Annotated in this window: 12 protein-coding genes, 1 tRNA gene and 1 other annotated feature; of the genes, 2 read left to right on the top strand and 11 right to left on the bottom strand. The window is 36.2% G+C overall.

Going from position 1 to position 13,408, the window contains the following annotated elements:
* Positions 1–281: 281 nt before the first annotated feature.
* The 4 genes from rho to ACO5GE_RS00860 form a co-directional block, all read right to left on the bottom strand.
* Positions 282–1,697: a transcription termination factor Rho gene (gene rho, locus ACO5GE_RS00845; RefSeq protein WP_484829026.1), complete on the bottom strand. Its 1,416-nt coding sequence runs from the start codon at positions 1,695–1,697 to the stop codon at positions 282–284.
* Positions 1,698–1,712: 15 nt separating this feature from the next.
* On the bottom strand, positions 1,713–3,179 hold the full coding sequence (gene cls, locus ACO5GE_RS00850) for a cardiolipin synthase (protein WP_484829027.1): 1,467 nt from the start codon (positions 3,177–3,179) through the stop codon (positions 1,713–1,715).
* A complete protein-coding gene (locus ACO5GE_RS00855; protein WP_484829028.1) occupies positions 3,179–4,069 on the bottom strand; it encodes a DNA-3-methyladenine glycosylase family protein in 891 nt (296 codons plus the stop codon). Before ACO5GE_RS00855 ends, cls begins: the two co-directional genes overlap by 1 nt.
* Before the next feature lie 270 nt (positions 4,070–4,339).
* Entirely contained in the window at positions 4,340–5,278 is a 939-nt protein-coding gene (locus ACO5GE_RS00860) for an AEC family transporter (RefSeq protein WP_484829029.1), read from the bottom strand.
* Between the two features lie 486 nt (positions 5,279–5,764).
* Here ACO5GE_RS00860 and ACO5GE_RS00865 point away from each other — a divergent pair, with 486 nt between their 5' ends.
* On the top strand, positions 5,765–6,355 hold the full coding sequence (locus tag ACO5GE_RS00865; protein WP_484829030.1) for a thymidine kinase: 591 nt from the start codon (positions 5,765–5,767) through the stop codon (positions 6,353–6,355).
* A 192-nt stretch (positions 6,356–6,547) separates the two neighbouring features.
* Here ACO5GE_RS00865 and ACO5GE_RS00870 read toward each other — a convergent pair.
* The 5 genes from ACO5GE_RS00870 to ACO5GE_RS00890 all read right to left on the bottom strand — a co-directional run bounded on the left by ACO5GE_RS00870 (position 6,548) and on the right by ACO5GE_RS00890 (position 10,732).
* Positions 6,548–6,633: transfer RNA gene (locus ACO5GE_RS00870), tRNA-Leu, on the bottom strand.
* 187 nt (positions 6,634–6,820) lie between these two features.
* Positions 6,821–8,053 carry a tyrosine--tRNA ligase gene (tyrS, locus tag ACO5GE_RS00875; protein WP_484829031.1) on the bottom strand — a complete coding sequence of 411 codons (1,233 nt, stop codon included), beginning with the start codon at positions 8,051–8,053 and terminating at the stop codon, positions 6,821–6,823.
* 126 nt (positions 8,054–8,179) lie between these two features.
* Positions 8,180–8,382 (bottom strand) — a binding site (T-box leader).
* Positions 8,383–8,575: 193 nt separating this feature from the next.
* On the bottom strand, positions 8,576–9,145 hold the full coding sequence (locus ACO5GE_RS00880) for a ClbS/DfsB family four-helix bundle protein (protein WP_484829041.1): 570 nt from the start codon (positions 9,143–9,145) through the stop codon (positions 8,576–8,578).
* A gap of 12 nt (positions 9,146–9,157) precedes the next feature.
* Positions 9,158–9,772 (bottom strand): GyrI-like domain-containing protein, encoded by a 615-nt coding sequence (locus ACO5GE_RS00885; RefSeq protein WP_484829032.1) that lies wholly within the window; start codon positions 9,770–9,772, stop codon positions 9,158–9,160.
* Between the two features lie 60 nt (positions 9,773–9,832).
* Positions 9,833–10,732, bottom strand: coding sequence for a helix-turn-helix transcriptional regulator (locus tag ACO5GE_RS00890; protein ID WP_484829033.1), 900 nt, complete (start codon positions 10,730–10,732; stop codon positions 9,833–9,835).
* 488 nt (positions 10,733–11,220) lie between these two features.
* Between ACO5GE_RS00890 and ACO5GE_RS00895 the strand changes: the two genes are divergently transcribed.
* The gene (locus ACO5GE_RS00895) at positions 11,221–12,132 is read left to right on the top strand and encodes a transporter associated domain-containing protein (protein ID WP_484829034.1); all 912 of its coding nucleotides are present in this window, start codon (positions 11,221–11,223) and stop codon (positions 12,130–12,132) included.
* Positions 12,133–12,375: 243 nt separating this feature from the next.
* On the opposite strand, the gene ACO5GE_RS00900 is transcribed toward ACO5GE_RS00895, so the two are convergent.
* The gene (locus tag ACO5GE_RS00900; protein WP_484829035.1) at positions 12,376–13,083 is read right to left on the bottom strand and encodes a hypothetical protein; all 708 of its coding nucleotides are present in this window, start codon (positions 13,081–13,083) and stop codon (positions 12,376–12,378) included.
* 68 nt (positions 13,084–13,151) lie between these two features.
* Positions 13,152–13,286 (bottom strand): hypothetical protein, encoded by a 135-nt coding sequence (locus ACO5GE_RS00905; RefSeq protein ID WP_484829036.1) that lies wholly within the window; start codon positions 13,284–13,286, stop codon positions 13,152–13,154.
* Positions 13,287–13,408 lie beyond the last annotated feature (122 nt).

The following is a 13,408-nucleotide window of genomic DNA, read 5'->3' on the forward strand; positions in this document are numbered from 1 at the left end:
TATTATATCATATTTTTTCTCAAAAATAACCCCTGTTTTGGAAGATAGAATATAAAATAAAGTTCCATCATCCTCTACAAATTCCTACTGCATATCAAGAATAATATCACGCCTGTTATCAACTGCTCCGCTTCATTTTTGATACCATATTCTATCTGTAGAATCAGCATTCCAAGGTTCTATCCACATTTTACCTTATTAAGGATACTGAACGTTTTTTCTTCGGACTGTAAGATAACAAAACGATAGAAAAAACCACAATGCTACAGATAACACATCCTTTATTTTTCATAGTAGGATAAGACTTTATCCAACAAATCGTCGATGTCCTTTGCGAGATAATTTGCTCGAAGAACTGTTTCAACTGCTTCTTGAGATGATTTGTTGGACAAAATTCTTCGTAATTTCAAGATTTTCTCATATTCTTTTGCATCCAGTAACAGCTCTTCTTTTCTAGTACCGGAACGATCGATATCCATCGCAGGGAACAATCTTTTTTCTGCCAATTTGCGATCTAAATGAAGTTCCATGTTACCGGTTCCTTTGAATTCTTCATAAATCATATCGTCCATTCTTGAACCGGTATCAATCAATGCAGTTGCCAAAATCGTTAACGAACCCCCATCACGCACATTTCTTGCTGCACCAAAAAATTTCTTCGGCCCATAAAGTGCGCCTGGATCCAATCCTCCCGATAAAGTTCTGCCTGTTGGAACGATGGTCAGATTGTACGCTCTTGCCAATCGTGTGATACTGTCCATCAAAATCACGACATCTCTTCCATGCTCTACCAAATTTTTGGCTCTTGCCAACACCATCTCCGCTACTTTGATATGGTTGGACGGCAACTCATCAAAAGTCGATGAAATCACATCTGCTTGTACCGATTCACGAATATCCGTCACTTCTTCCGGTCGTTCGTCAACCAAAAGTACAATCAACTCCACTTCGGAATAATTTTTCAAAATTGCATTGGCTATCTGTTTGAGCAAAGTTGTCTTTCCCGCCTTCGGTGGTGCCACAATCAAACCCCGTTGTCCTTTTCCAATCGGTGTGAAAATATCCACCAAACGAACGGAGGTTGATACATCACGATTCTCCAGTTTCAATCTTGTGTCCGGATAAATCGGAACCAATTTCTCAAAATCTTTTCTTTTTGAAGCAACATCCGGTTTGATTCCATTGACGGATTTGACATACAAAAGTGCATCAAAACGCTCATTTTTGGTCTTTGGACGAACAATTCCAAGGAGTTTATCTCCCGTTTTCATATTAAATCGTCTAATTTGTGCCGGACTGACATAAACATCATTTTCAGTCGAAATATAATTCGGCCCTCGTAAAAATCCGAATCCGTCCGGAAGAATTTCCAAAATTCCTTCTGCCGTTGCCGAATCTTTATCCTGAATGATTCTCTCATATTCTTGTTTGTCGTACAAATTTTGACGGTTACCGTTCATCTCCCGGTCTTGTAAAGAAGACTCCTTCTGAGGCAAAGACGAAATATCATCGTCCTGTTCCGGCAATGTGCTGTTCTCCTGTTTTTCAAAATACTGTCTTACCGTTTCGTCATTCACCTCATCCAGTATCATCACAACCAATTCATCTTTTTTGTACTTTTCTTTCATCGAAATGCCACAATTCGATGCAAGTTCTTTCAACTCAGCAACTTTTAGCTTTTTTAATCTCTCTTTCATTCTCAAATCCCTTCCCTACAACAGTGGAGAAAACAACCGACAAAATCCTTCCAACATTTTTTTGAACAATCCTTTTTTCTTGTACTGATGATAGTCTACCTTGATACAATCTTTCAAATCTTCCTGAAACATATCGTACAACTCATTGACAGTATCGTCATCATACAAAAATGCATTGATTTCCGCATTGGTTGAAAAACTCCGAATATCCATATTCAATGTTCCCACACTTGCAAAAGAACGATCTATCACCAAAACTTTGGAATGGAGGAATCCTTTCTTGTAAAAATAAACTTCCGCGCCAAGCTCCATTACTTCCTCTAAATAGGAATGTGACGCATGGTACACCAAAAAATGATCTGCAAAGGACGGAAACATAATTTTGACCTTTACACCTGATAGTAAAGCTGTCCTCAATGCAGTGAGCAACGATTCATCCGGAATAAAATACGGTGTTTGAATACAGATTGTCTCTTCTGCACTTCCGATTCCTGCAAAATACGCCTGATAAATAGTCTCTTGTGGAGTACTTGCCTCAGAATTTGCAATTTGAACAACGGCACCATCAGATTTTTGTTCAAATTTTGGAAAGAGTCCGATGCTCTGAATGTTTTCTTCCGTCAACATATACCACGCAAGTAAAAAAGTGAGTTGTAAGGAGTGAACTGCATCTCCTTCTATCCTCAAATGTGTATCCCTCCAAAAGCCGAATTGTTTGCTCTTGTGAATATACTCATCTCCTATGTTAATTCCTCCGATATAACCAACTTTTCCGTCAATAATCACTACCTTACGGTGATCTCTTCGATTGATATTTCGATAAATATAAGGAAATTTCGCCAAAAAATAAGACGAAATCTCACATCCGGCTTCTCTCATTTCACGTAGAAACTTTGGATGTCCGTATAAGTTTTTACAACCTATATCATCGTAAATCAAACGAACCTCTACTCCCTGTTTTGCTTTTTGAATCAAGGCATCTCGAATCTTTCTTCCAATCTCCGAATCTTTGATAATGAAATATTCTATATGAATATGCTTTTCAGCACGTTCAATATCTTCCAACAAATGCTGAAATTTTGAGACTCCTTCTTTGAACAAAGTAACACGATTGTTCTTGGTAACAGGAAGTCCGCCTGCATTTAAAATCAAACGTATCACTTTTTGATCCTCATACTGAGAAATCATCTCCGATTCGGCTAACTTTCTTTGTTCATCGACCAAATATTCAAATTGCACCACATCTTGCAACTCATCGGAATCCAAGAATTTTTCAGCTACCTGTTGTGCCCGAATATACTGTTTAGAACGGATATTTTCGCCAAACAAAAGGTACAACAAAAATCCTATTCCGGGTAAGAATGCCAATACAATAATCCAAAGTGCAGTCTTAGCCGGCTCCCTGTTCTCTAAAAAAACAATGATAATCGTAAACCAAACTGTAATCGCATATAACAAACCGAAACCTGTTAGAAAGTCCATTACTTCCTCCTTTTACTCTGCTCCCTTTCATAATAAAACAGATACTGTTGAGCAATCCCTGCAAATGGTCCGAACAATTCCACTCCCAAACTTCGTACTCGTCTGATGTTACTCATCGATTCATCAGGATAATAATGTTGCATCACCTTTTTCATCCAGGTATCCATCGGAAATGCGTCGTATTTTGCCATAGAAAACAACAAAATGCAATCGGCAACCTTCTCTCCCACTCCCGACAACTTCATCAATTCCTTCTGCGCTTCCAAAGTATCTAACGAAGGTAACTTTGCTATGTCAAGCTCTTGATTCACAATCATATCTACCGTTTTCTTGATATATTTTTCCCGATATCCCAACTTGATATGATCCCACTGTTCCTGTGAAAGGGTTTGTACCTTCTCAGCTCTTGGAAAAGCATAAATCCTCTCTTCGTCATACTCTCCAATCGGTGTTCCGGCAAATTCACAAAGTTTCGCTATGCTGTTTTTGATTCTTGGAATATGGTTGTTTGCCGAAATAATAAAAGTAATAATCATTTCAAAGATGTCTTGATTTAAGATGCGAAGTCCCTCTCCAAACGCAATCGCCTTGTCCAAATAATCATCCAAACCCAAAAAAGATTGTTTCAAAGCATGATAGTCCCGTTCCAAATCGAAGTATCCATTCCATACATCCTCACACTCTTCAAGCGTTGCATTTTGTAATGTGATTGTATTGCCTTGCTGAGAAACAATTGCCCAATGTTGTAGATGAACAACCAAAAAAGCATCTTCTCCAACTTCTTTGAATCGAAACGCCTGTCCACTTTCATAAATTTGACGCAAGGAAAAATCAGACACCTCTTTTTTCTGATAGACTCCATCACCTATACAGTTCCACTCTCTTCCCAAAATTCAACCTCACAATCCAATTTCCCATCCTGCTTACCTACTGCCATTCGTTTAAATCCCTTAAATTACCAAGTTCTATTCACAATGATACACACCATCAAAAACAATAGTATCACTAAACAAAAAAATATCTTTCCATTTACCATCTTCTAATAGGCGTATTTTATCTACTCATTTTTCAAGGCATTCGATTTCTGAATATAGAACGGAACAAACCAACGAATGTTCCTCATTTTGTCATGTTGCCGATCATGATTCCCTCTCTGAAAACTAAGCGCCAATCTTCAAAAATCCAACAACGAAAGGAATTGTAATCATAGACAGAACAGTACATACCGATGCGACTTCTGACGCCAACACATCATCACTTCCCACATTCGTTGCAAAAATCGTCACATAGCTTGCTGTCGGCATCGCAATCAAAATAATAGGAACCATAATTTGAATATCTTTCAATCCGACTAAAGAATACAGTACAAACATTGCCAATGGAAGAAATACCAACTTACAAAGGCTGACCACATAAATTTTGTAATTAAAAATAAACCCGCTGATTTTCGCTCTGGATAGAGAAATCCCGATAATAATCATCGCCAAAGGTGACATCATCGCTCCTGTAGAATTGACCGCTCCCTTTAAAGGGTCCGGAATGGAAATTTGTAATAGAAACAGTGCAAATCCTGTCAGAACAGATAACACTCCCGGATTCACAATACTTTTTTTAACCACATGATGTTTCATATCAATATCGCCGTTTCTGGCAACAAGATACATTCCCACACTCCATGCCATAAACTCAAATGATAAACTTGCAAGAGTTGCAAAAAACACCTTGTCCTCTCCCAAAAGTTGTCCGATCATCGCAAAGCCCATATATCCTACATTCGGCAAAATCATAGATGCCTGAAACACATCTTTTTCTTTTCCCTCACACGGAAGGAAACGAATTAACACAAAAGAAAGACAGACTGTCAAAAAATAGGTCACTGCCATAATCAGAATAATGGATACTCCCACAGAAAAACGATCCACAGAAAAAGGAATTTGCATCCCTCGGATAATGGCACAAGGCATCGCAATATACAACAATATCGAGCTGATTTGCTTTTGACCGTCCTTTGTAATCAATCCTTTTTTACCGATGATATATCCGAATATCACAATAATAAATAACTTCAATACCTCTACCAATACTTCAAAAAAACTCACTTACTTTCCCTCTTTCTTCTCACTTAAATACTTTTTATACAAATGGTGATGATTTCAAAATCTTTTTTATTTCAAACTTTGCTACCCCACGAGCAAAGCATCATCTTATCTAAAATTCTCACAAAATGCATTGTTCCCCTCAATAACATACTCATCAGTTGTTATCAACCGACTTCTTTTATATCGTGGTTATAATGTGTATTCCAACAACAATATAAAATATTGTATAACTTATAAATTGTAGCATAAAATAATCTATAAATATATTATTTTTTCTGCAAAACATTTTTTATCTTCTATCAAGTAAGGTACCATTCAGAAAAAATTCAACAAAAATCCCCCTTATCTCCAAAAAAAATGATAATATGTTAGCTAACAAATACAAACTTCATAAGTAGATTGCTGATAAACAATATGGTTTCTCGTTTTCACAAAGAGAAGAGAAAACTCATATTTTTAATAGAGATGGTAAAAGGAGATTTTGAAATGGGAAAATTATATTTTAGATTCGGTGTAATGGGCTCCAGCAAAACCGCTAATGCTCTTATGGTACGATATAATTATTTAGAAAAAGAGAAAAATGTGATTTTACTGAAACCGAAACTTGACAATAGAGATGGAGAAAAGACAGTTAAATCCAGAATTGGAATTGAATCAGAATGTATCTTTATTGAAGACTTCTTAAAAGACGTAGAAGATGATAAGACGATATTACATCACTGCAGTTGTATTATCATTGATGAAGCACAGTTTATGAAAGCAAAGCAAGTTGAAACTTTTGCATACATTGTAGATGAATATAACATCCCTGTTATTTGTTACGGTCTGAAAACAGATTTTAAGGGAGAATTATTTGAGGGTAGTAGAAGACTCATTGAGCTTTCCGATGTCATTGAAGAAATCCCCACCGTCTGTTGGTGCGGATGTAAAGCAAAATTCAACGCAAGAATTTCAAACGGCAAAGTGCTAAGAGATGGAGAGCAGGTACAACTCGGTGGAAATGAATCTTATGTCGGTCTCTGCAGAAAACATTATAGGGAAGGTCTTTTGGGCGAAGAAAACAAGAACCATAGGTAATTGCTCCTTATGGTTCCTGTTTGTAGTAATCTATTAGTAAATGGCAATAGATTTGGTCATGCAAAAAAACATACCTGTTGATACAGTGGTTTCTATCAACTCTTTATGTCTTATCACCCAAATTTTCCTTATAAAAAACAAAAAAATAGAAAGCACCCATTTTACAATGAATCTTTCTTCACAGAATATGTATGGTGCAGGTGGTGGGATTTGAACCCACACGGTGTTGCCACCGCTGGATTTTGAGTCCAGTGCGTCTGCCGTTTCGCCACACCTGCATTGATTACTTGAATATAATATCACACTAACTTGCATATTGCAAGAAAAATATCATAATATTTTCGAAAAATCTATCTCAAGTCCATGAAAGCAACTTGCTCTTTTTGGTATATATCATAACCACCTAAAGTGTATCAAAAAATATAACTTTAGGTGGTTATGATATTGCTATATCGAACTGTCTTACTATTTCATTTTAATTTGATGGAATTTTTTCTTTCCTTTTCGAAGCATAATTACTCCGTCTTGTAAGAACGAATCATCAATTACTGTTTTCGGTTCTTTGATCATTTCATCATTTACTGCAACAGAACCTTGCATTATCAAACGACGGCCTTCACTGTTGGATGGTGACAATCCAACTTGTTTCAACAAGTCCAAAATTCCAATTCCTTGTTCCAACTCTTCTTTCGTCAATTCTGTTGTCGGAGCATCCACACTTGTTCCACCCTTACCGAACAACTGTCTTGCAGCTTCTTGTGCCTTGATTGCTTCCTCTTCACTATGCACGATTTTGGTTACTTCAAATGCCAATACTTCTTTTGCCTTATTGATCTCTGCATCTTGCAACGCTCCCAAACGGCGAACCTCTTCCATCGGTAAGAAAGTAAGCAAAGCCAAACATTTTTCAACAGATGCATCTTCAATATTTCTCCAATATTGATAGAAATCGTATGGCGAAGTTTTTTCCGGATCAAGCCACACTGCTCCGGACATCGTTTTGCCCATTTTCACTCCGTCAGAGCGAGTCAACAGTTGAAATGTCATTCCGTAAGTAGATTTTGCTGTTTTGCGACGAATCAAATCCGTTCCTGCAATGATGTTGGACCATTGGTCATCTCCTCCGAACTCCAACTTGCAGTCATACAACTCATTCAATTTGTAGAAATCGTATGCCTGCATCAACATATAGTTAAATTCTAAGAACGATAAGCCTGCCTCACTTTGCATACGAGTTTTGAAACAATCTGCCGACAACATTCGATTGACAGAAAAATGCACTCCGATATCACGGATAAAAGGAATATACTCCAACTTCATCAACCAATCGGCATTGTTTACCATAATTGCCTTATCATCTGTAAAATCAATAAATTTAGAAAGTTGTTTCTTAAAACATTCACTGTTGTGACGGATGGTTTCTTCCGTCATCATGGAACGCATATCCGAACGACCGGATGGATCGCCAATCATTGCAGTTCCTCCACCAATCAAAATAATCGGTCTATGCCCCGCCAACTGAAGATGTCTCATTGCCATCGCTTGCAAGAAATGTCCCACATGCAAACTGTCGGCGGTTGGGTCATATCCTGTATAAAAAGTAACTTTCTCTTTGCCAAGCAACTCTCTGATTTCTTCTTCATGTGTTGCCTGTGCAATAAATCCACGCTCCAACAGTACATCATACACATTTTTCATCTTAATTCCTCCCAACTTTTTTCAAACATTCTCTTTTCAAACGATTCTAAGATACGAAAACTCATTTACTCAAACGGCAAACACCAAAATTTTTCCATAAAAAAAGCAATCCACACCTGTTTTTACAACAGGGGCGAATTGTCCGCGGTACCACCCTGATTATGCCGAATCGACATCACTTCATTTTGCTCATAACGGTAGCTGCCGTGTACCCTACTCTCGTTCAAATACAAGCTCCAAAGTGTATATTACAAATTCCCTGTCAATTCACACCAAACACTGACTCTCTGCAAAGGAACACTTGCTTTTCTCTTTTTCTTCGCTCTGTATGAAATTATCCCCAGTATAGTGGAAAAAATTTTTTTCGTCAATCTTTTTTCCAAAAACATTACAAAAACAATGTCTTTTCTGCACTGCAACAGATTTGTATTAAGCATGAAAGGAGGAAGTATTCACTCTTTTTACTCCCTCATACCATCCATTGTATCTTACTGCGATGAAATGATGTATCAGTCTCTGCTCTTATTCATTGGTGATTTTCATTTGTTTCATTACATCCCTTACATTTTTCTGATGAGCTTTTAGCTTTTTCATCGCCCACTCATAATGACTTGAAGTTGCACTTACAAAATACGAACCGAGTGTACTGCCTCCCGTCCACTTATATACACCTTTGGAAAACAATTCTTCATTACTGAATGTTTCGGCCAACTCCAAGACTTCATTATGGGATTTATGAAGTATATCCGTAGCATCTTCAAGAGAAGTATTCTGATGTTTTTTCCAAAATTCAACATTCATATCACCATAAGTTTTCCAGTTGTACGGTTTAGGCAAAAACGTTTTTTCTTCTCCTTGTTGATTGGAATGTACCCAATTTAAAATAAGCTGATGCCATTCATAAAGATGAATGAAAACATCTCTTAGATTCTTGTCCCTTTTCCAATGGGCTTCTTTTTTCTTCTCATCCTTTGAAAAATCGAACGGTGTACTTAATTCTTCCTGACTCATCTTTGAAATCAGTAAATTTAACTTTTCATAGTTCTCCTTTGCTGTAGTCATCAAATCATTTTTTGTCTTTGGTCTTGGCATCATCAATTCCTCCTATTTTACCGAGTATCTCAATATCGTTTTTTGTTTCTCTTCGGATGTTCTATTTTTATTGCTCAAATATATTTCTCTGTGGAAATCGTCTGTTCTTGTGAGCTTACATTCGCTTGCAAACTGATCCATCCTCTCAAATGACTGAGGCTCATCATCATAACTTCCGACATGTAACATTTGAATGGATTTGCCATCTTCTATTTTTTGAAAATCTATCTCCTCATATAAATCATTGGGCTTTTTCTTTTTCACATTTTCAAGTGCCTCTGCAAATAGTTCTTGTATAATAAAATCAGGTTGCTTAATCATCAATGTGTATTTCAGTTTATTTTTATCAAACTCTTGTCCTTCTGGCTTTTTCCAAAGTCCCTCCAACGGATACACAGTAAAATCTGTAATCTCATTATCAGATTTACTTTTCACAGTAGATTTAAACAACATTTTAATGGCATAGGCAAGTGAATACAGTGCAGATATTCTATCCGAAAAATCAGTTTCATTGGGATTACCTGTCCCTCTTATCAAAATAAATCTTCCCGGTGGTATGTCTATCACAATCGGTGTTTGTTTTACACCATAAATACTTTTTTCTTGTTTTCTCCATTCATACTTCATGATTCAATCCTCCTTACATTAGATAAGTTCATTTTACAAGAAGAAACATGACACCATCTGTCATATTATATATTTTTTTGCCATTTTATTTATCATTTCTTTAATCTGCATTCGTATCTCTTTCGGTTCCAATACTTCTGCACCATCTCCAAAAGAAAAAATATAGTTATATAGGTTGTAGTCGTTCGGTATCTCTATTTCCGTATATAAATTCCCATCATCGTCCTCTGTGATTTCTCCCTTTAACTCATCATACACACGAAAGGCAACTTTACGGTCAAACTTGACTTTGAGAATGACTGTATTTTGATATGGCATTTCTTTGTTCAGCAACAAATTGTCAAAACTGTCTTCAAACATCTCATCTTGTATCTCCAAATTTTTTATACGAGACAATTTAAAATATCTAAAATCATTTCTGAACAAACACAACGCATATAGATACCAGTCCTGACCCTTAAAAAGTATTCTCACCGGTTTCACTCGTCTCCTTGTTTCTTCTTCGTTACTGCTGAAGTATGAGAACGAAATCATATGTTTACTTAAAATTGCAGATTTAATATCATAAAAGTTTTTTTCATATAACTTGTTGTTTTGCCAATTATTAAAATCAACTTCTATCCAATTCGTATTTTTTATGTTGAACAGTGCTGACAGTTTTATCAAGAGTTCATTCTCATGTTGTTTTGCTATACTGTCTAATCCATGCAGAGCGGACATAATCTGTTGTTTCTCCTGATTGGAAAGCAGCGATTTGCTCAATACAAAATCTTCTGCAATCTCTATTCCCCCACCCTTTCCCTTCAACGCATAGATGGGAATACCGGAACTGCTGAGAGAATCGATATCGCGATAAATTGTTCTGACCGACACCTCAAATTTATCAGCAAGCTCACTTGCCGTAACTTTTCCTTTTTCTAAAATATAGTATAATATCCTGAATAATCTATTGTCTTTCATAGTATTAACATCTCCTATCTTCATTCTATCACAATAACTTGACATCTATTGTCATATTATTCTTTAGCAGATGAAAAGTTGCCAAAAAAGATACTCTCTGTTCATTGTTTATTGTATTATCTATTTCACTTGACATCTATCATCATATTAAGGCACTGTTCATAGTTTGACCACTCTATTTCTCTATTCCGATTTCTCATATAGAAACACGGTCAAATAGATGATTGTTTCCCATTCAAATTTACAAAAATTTCATTCACTTTCGTATTACTTCCCATTTATTTCTTCAGTATTCATGTTGTCTTTCATCAAATCGAATCTTTTGCTATCAAAACGATTCGCAATCATCAAACTATCCTCTGATGTTTGAAACAAAACAACTTTTTGTGAAAAAGAAATGGAATGCCCTTCATATTGATTATTATCAAATACATGATATAATAATCAAAGATAATACATTGATGAGATGATATAGGAGGCAAAACAGTATGGATGACGGAGTCGGGAGTTTATTGCAAAATTTTTTAAAACCGCCTTTGGGTATTGTAGCAAACAATCAACTTGGAATTAAGGAGCGCATTGCTCGAAATTCAGATGATGTCGAAAAAGACCAGCTACTTCCACAAATTTTGGAGAATGAGCAATTCAATGTTACTCCTTTGGAAAAAGATATGATTTACAAGGTGCTTAGATTAAATGAAACAAAGGCCAAAGATGTGATGACACCAAGAGCGGCAGCATTTGTTCTGGATGTCAACGAAGACATCGGTGTCATTTTGGATCAAATTATTGAGGAACGATATTCCAGAATTCCAATCTATGAAAAAGATATTGATAATGTCATCGGAATTTTGCACATCAAGGATCTTTTTGCACAAGTTCGTAAGGGGAACTTGGAACTGATAAATATCAGAGGCTTGCTCAGAGAATCGTATATCGTACATGAATACAAGGCACTTGATGAAATCTTGTTGGAAATGCAACGCGACAGACAGCCTTTTGCGATTGTAATTGATGAGTATGGTGGGTTTTCAGGGATACTCACACTGGAAGATATCTTAGAACAAATTGTAGGAGATATTTCAGATGAAGATGATGAAGAAGAAGACGAAATTGAAGAAATCATCCCAATCAGCGATACTACCTATAAAATAGACGGTTTTACAGCAATACAGGATGTCAATGAAGAATTGAATTTGGACTTGCCGACCGATGTCAATGAAACGATGGGCGGTCTTTTGCTGGAGGGTCTTGGAAAATTACCTTCGCAAGAAGGTGATCCTCTCGGGATTCAAATCGGTAATGTGGAGCTCAAAGCGATCAAAATCAATGACAAACGTATCGAAACGTTATTGTTGCGTATTAAAAAAGGTCTGTTTACCGAATCGGACAAAAAGTAAAACCCTTCTTGTATGATGATAAAATACAATGCAAGAACATAACATACAATAAAAACTCCCATAACTCACATATTCTTATGCAACATTGGTTCATAGAAGTGTGGTTGTGGGAGTTTTTTGTTCAAATAAATTTTGCTGTATTTTATAACAGAGTGCACATTCTAATGTTATAAAATACTTGAAAAAGCTTTCCTTTCCATTACGATAGTTACCAAACATTCACTATGTTTCATTTTTTGTTTTTTAAAAAGCATTCCATAAGAATACAAACACGAATACACATCCCCATGCATTGCCTGTTATTTCTTTTACCATAAGCATTCCATAGATAATAATCAAGATAGTAATCATTTCAAGGATTCCTTCAAATGTAACTCCGATAGCTCCATGAACGAAAATACACATAATTGCGCAAAGAATCGCACCCCAATTGAGCCATTTAAACTTTGCGGGGTAGCGTCTGTTTATCTTTTCGCTTATTACCACATAATTAAATCCCTCAAAGAAACCCCATGCAGTTGCTGTAATGAACATACCGATTACATTGATAGGAAAATCACCGGCAAGAACTTCTTTTGTCGTCAAAACTCTCTGAAAAGGTAAATAGCTATTGATCTCCCCAAAAGTATACGAAAATAGTATATTTGGTACAAAGCACAATACTGCAAACAGAATAGACAAAAACATCCCTTCCGTCTTTAACCCATAGGACAAAAAGCTTTCTTTTCTTAAAACGGAAACAACGGTAATTCCAAGTCCTGCAACTCCATACTGAAAGAATGCTGCCAACAAAACACGAGATAAGATAGGCAATTCTTCATTTTTTACGATTCCGTAAACTTCTTCTTGAAATACCATAAATATCATCAAGCTTGCGAATGAAACAATCATAATAATCCAAAGGTCTGTATCAAGTTTTTTCTGATTCTCACTTAACTCTATTTTAGCCATCCCATATATCCTCCTGTTATATATCGCATTAAGAACATATTGTTCTTTCAATATTTTCATACATTATACTATTTACAAGGCATTTTTCTACTTTCAAACTTCATCGTCACTTTGAATCGTTCGTGACTCTCTAAACGATCCAACTGTTCCAATATGATTACAATATCTATCGATAGAAAAAAAGCAAGTTGCTCTTGTGACATTCCGCTCACAGACTATGAATTTAATGCGAAACTCATTGATAGTGAGATAAGAAGGATACTAAATAATAATATCCATCTTTCGCATTCCGTCAAAATCCTCTTTGGCACACTGAATAAACTCA

The sequence above is a fragment of the Filifactor sp. genome (genome assembly GCF_057248345.1).

Excerpts from the sequence above, each read along its gene's own strand:
- ACO5GE_RS00885 (WP_484829032.1), bottom strand. The coding sequence starts at position 9,772 with ATGAAGTATGAATGGAGAAAACAAGAAAAAAGTATTTATGGTGTAAAA.
- ACO5GE_RS00895 (WP_484829034.1), top strand. The coding sequence starts at position 11,221 with ATGGATGACGGAGTCGGGAGTTTATTGCAAAATTTTTTAAAACCGCCT.
- ACO5GE_RS00905 (WP_484829036.1), bottom strand. The coding sequence starts at position 13,286 with ATGTCACAAGAGCAACTTGCTTTTTTTCTATCGATAGATATTGTAATC.
- tyrS (WP_484829031.1), bottom strand. The coding sequence starts at position 8,053 with ATGAAAAATGTGTATGATGTACTGTTGGAGCGTGGATTTATTGCACAG.
- ACO5GE_RS00900 (WP_484829035.1), bottom strand. The coding sequence starts at position 13,083 with ATGGCTAAAATAGAGTTAAGTGAGAATCAGAAAAAACTTGATACAGAC.
- ACO5GE_RS00880 (WP_484829041.1), bottom strand. The coding sequence starts at position 9,145 with ATGCCAAGACCAAAGACAAAAAATGATTTGATGACTACAGCAAAGGAG.
- ACO5GE_RS00890 (WP_484829033.1), bottom strand. The coding sequence starts at position 10,732 with ATGAAAGACAATAGATTATTCAGGATATTATACTATATTTTAGAAAAA.
- cls (WP_484829027.1), bottom strand. The coding sequence starts at position 3,179 with ATGGACTTTCTAACAGGTTTCGGTTTGTTATATGCGATTACAGTTTGG.
- rho (WP_484829026.1), bottom strand. The coding sequence starts at position 1,697 with ATGAAAGAGAGATTAAAAAAGCTAAAAGTTGCTGAGTTGAAAGAACTT.
- ACO5GE_RS00865 (WP_484829030.1), top strand. The coding sequence starts at position 5,765 with ATGGGAAAATTATATTTTAGATTCGGTGTAATGGGCTCCAGCAAAACC.